At 73.5% G+C, this 3,905-nt stretch carries 1 protein-coding gene and 1 pseudogene; both read left to right on the forward strand.

Annotation, left to right across the window (positions count from 1 at the left end):
- Positions 1-214: 214 nt before the first annotated feature.
- Positions 215-2,350, forward strand: a complete 2,136-nt coding sequence (ligA, locus tag JNW87_RS35895) for an NAD-dependent DNA ligase LigA (protein WP_238455228.1) — start codon at positions 215-217, stop codon at positions 2,348-2,350.
- Positions 2,351-2,503: 153 nt separating this feature from the next.
- Positions 2,504-3,905, forward strand: a pseudogene (locus JNW87_RS35900) (diguanylate cyclase domain-containing protein); the annotation flags it as partial.

A 3,905-nucleotide genomic window follows, 5' to 3' on the forward strand; every position in this document is an offset into this window, starting at 1 on the left:
CTCTCGCCCTCCGGCGGGCGCGCCTCGCCGCCGTCCGGCGATCCTCGCACGCCCCCGGCCGCTCCGCCGGTCGGCGCGGCGGGGGTGCGAGCGGGGCGCGGCGGGGCCGGCGAACCTGGTCAGGGCGGGTGGCGGGACGGTTGTCCGACCCGACCGCTACCGTGCGGGGGAAGCACGATCACGGGAGGTCGACGCGGTGTCCGAAGGCGGCAGGGTGTCCGAGGAAGCGGTTCCCCAGCAGGTCAGCCCCGCGCAGGAGGCGGCGGCGGGCGCCGAGCCGACCCCGGAGGCGCGGGAGCGGCACGCGACGCTGAGCCAGGAGCTCACCGAGCACCAGTATCGCTACTACGTCCTCGACGCGCCGACCATCTCCGACGCCGAGTTCGACAAGCAGCTGCGCGAGCTGGAGGCGCTGGAGGCGGAGTTCCCCGCGCTGCGCACCCCCGACTCGCCGACCCAGCGGGTGGGCGGCACCTTCTCCACGGAGTTCACCCCGGTCACCCACGCCGAGCGGATGCTCTCGCTGGACAACGCCTTCGCCGGCGAGGAGCTGGCCGCCTGGGCCGAGCGGGTCGAGCGGGACGCCGGCGGTCCGGTGCCGTACCTCTGCGAGCTGAAGGTCGACGGCCTGGCCATCAACCTGACCTACGAGAAGGGTCGGCTGGTCCGCGCCGCCACCCGGGGCGACGGGCGCACCGGTGAGGACGTCACCGCCAACGTGCGCAGCATCAGGGACGTACCGGCGAAGCTGACCGCCTCCGACGATTTCCCGGAGGTGCCCGAGTTCCTGGAGGTGCGCGGCGAGATCTACTTCCCGCTCGCCGCGTTCGCCGACCTGAACGCCGGCCTGGTCGAGCAGGGCAAGGCTCCGTTCGCCAACCCGCGCAACGCCGCCGCCGGCAGCCTGCGGCAGAAGGACCCGCGGATCACCGCCTCCCGGCCGCTGCGCCTGGTGGTGCACGGCATCGGCGCCCGCAGGGGGTTCCAGCCGGCCGCGCAGTCCGAGTCGTACGCGGCGCTGAAGGCGTGGGGGCTGCCGACCAGCGACCGCTGGCGGGTGGTGCCCGGCCTGGCCGGCGTCGCGGAATACATCGCCTACTACGCCGAGCACCGGCACGACGTCGAGCACGAGATCGACGGCGTGGTGGTCAAGGTCGACCCGGTCTCCATCCAGGGCCGCCTCGGCTCGACCAGCCGCGCGCCGCGCTGGGCGATCGCCTTCAAGTACCCGCCGGAGGAGGTGACCACCAAGCTGCTCGACATCGACGTCAACGTCGGGCGGACCGGCCGGGTCACCCCGTTCGCCGTGCTGGAGCCGGTGCGGGTGGCCGGGTCCACGGTCGCCCTGGCGACCCTGCACAACGCCCGTGAGGTCGAGCGCAAGGGAGTGCTGATCGGCGACACCGTGGTGCTGCGCAAGGCCGGCGACGTCATCCCCGAGGTGCTCGGCCCCGTGGTCGACCTGCGGCCCGCCGACGCCCGGCCGTTCGTCATGCCCACCACCTGCCCGGCCTGCGGCACGCCGCTCGCCCCGGCGAAGGAGGGCGACGTCGACATCCGCTGCCCCAACACCCGCAGCTGCCCGGCGCAGCTGCGCGAGCGGGTCTTCCACCTGGCCGGCCGGGGCGCATTCGACATCGAGGTGCTCGGTTACAAGGGCGCCGCGGCCCTGCTCGACGCGCAGATCATCGCCGACGAGGGTGACCTGTTCGTCCTCGACGCCGAACAGCTCGCCCGCTCGCCCTTCTTCGTCAACAAGGACGGCAGCCTGGGCAGCAACGCCGTCAAGCTGCTGGACAACCTGGCCGAGGCCAAGCAGCGGGACCTGTGGCGGGTGCTGGTCGCGCTTTCCATCCGGCATGTCGGCCCGACCGCGGCGCAGGCGCTCGCCCGGCACTTCCGCTCGATGGACGCCATCGAGGCGGCCACCGAGGAGGAGCTGTCCTCGGTGGACGGTGTCGGGCCGACCATCGCCGCCAGCATCAAGGAGTGGTTCGCCGTCGACTGGCACCGCGAGGTGGTGCGCAAGTGGGCCGAGGCGGGCGTACGGATGGCCGAGGAGGCGGTGGACGAGGGGCCGCGGCCGCTGGAGGGGCTCACCGTGGTGGTGACCGGCACCCTCGCCGGGTTCAGCCGGGACCAGGCGTCCGAGGCGATCCAGAGCCGGGGCGGCAAGGTGACCGGCTCGGTCTCCAAGAAGACCAGCTTCGTGGTGGTCGGGGACAACCCCGGCTCCAAGGCGGACAAGGCCGTCAGCCTCAAGCTGCCCGTCCTCGACGAGGAGGGCTTCCGGGTGCTGCTGGAGTCCGGCCCGGACGCTGCCCGGGGCGTCGCCCGCACCGAGGAGTGACGCCGCGGGTCGGGGCGGCGTCTGCGCGTATTCCAACTTAATTACGACTACGACCGATTCGTGACTGTCATGTCGGGGAAACCGGGACCGAGGGCGTTTCATTGGTGCACGGCGTGTGAGCGGAGCACGCCAGGGCCGATCCCGGGAGGTGCGATGGAGGCCGCCGATCCGCGCAACTCCGTCCCGCCCGGACGCGTGGCGCCGTTCTTCGGCTTCGTCGCCGCGGTGTTCGCCCTGGCCGTGCTGATCTCGGCCGGGTCACTGGCCGACCTGCCCGATCGGCTGCACCGGATGCCGGCGGCGTTCTGGACCATGGCGGCGCTCGCCGTCGCCTGCGACGCGCGTCCCTTCGTCCCGCCCGGCCGGAGGCAGACCTCCGCCGTCTTCCCGTCGACCTGCTTCAGCTTCGCCATCCTGCTCGGTTGGGGGCTCGGTCCAGCGGTCGCCGTGCAGGCGGTGGCGGTCGCCGTGTCCGGCTGGCGGCTCGGGTACGCGCCGTGGCGCACCGCCTTCAACGCCGCCCAGTACGCCTGCGCCCTCGGCGCCGCGTACTGGGTCACCCGGCTCGGCCCGGGCGCCATCTTCGACCGCGGCCGGCTGCACTGGACCGACGTCGGGGCCGTCGGCGGGGCCGCCGTCGCCTGGTTCGCGGTCAACTACGGGCTGGTCACCAGCGCTATCCGGCTGCGCTTCGGCGACCGCTGGTGGCCCAGCGTCCGGCTCGGCCTGGCGTACGAGCTGCTCTCCACCGGTTCGCTGCTGCTGCTCGCCCCGGTGCTGGTCGCCGCCGCCCGGGCCAGCGCGGCGCTGATCCCGCTGGTGCTGGTGCCGCTCTTCGCGGTCTACCGGATGGCCCGGCTCGCCGCCGAGCAGGAGCAGCTCGCCGCGCTCGACCCGCTCACCGGGCTGCCAACCGCAAGGCGCTGCTGGCCGAGGTGGCCGAGCAGGTGCACCTGCACGCGGAGCGGGCCGCCCGGGGGGCGCCGGACGCGCACCTCGCCCTGCTGCTCATCGACCTGGACCGGTTCAAGCACGTCAACGACGCCCTCGGGCACGCGGTGGGGGACCGGCTGCTGGTCGAGGTCAGCGCCCGGCTCACCGACGTGGTACGCGACGGCGACCTGGTCGCCCGGCTCGGCGGGGACGAGTTCGCCATCGTGGTCCCGGCGCTGACCGGCACCGAAGAGGCCCGGGCGCTGGCCGACCGGGTGGTCGGCGCGCTCGCCGAGCCGGTGTCCCTGGACGGCCTGCCACTGGACGTCGGCGGCTCGATCGGCATCGCCATCTTCCCCGAGCACGGCGAGGACTTCGCCACCCTGATGCGCCACGCCGACGTGGCGATGTACGACGCCAAGCACCGCAACGACACGGTCGCCGTGTACGCCGCCGAGTCCGACCACAACTCGGCGGAGCGGCTGAGCCTCCTGGCCGACCTGCGTCGCGTACTCGAAGCGGGGCCGGCGGTGTTGTCGATCTGTCCGTCGTCGGATCCGGTGAGGTACGCGCTGACCCGGCCGTACTCGAAGCGGGGCTGGTACTCCATCCGCATGGGGAC

This window comes from Micromonospora sp. ATA51 (assembly GCF_016802855.1).
Classification (GTDB): Bacteria; Actinomycetota; Actinomycetes; order Mycobacteriales; family Micromonosporaceae; genus Micromonospora; species Micromonospora sicca.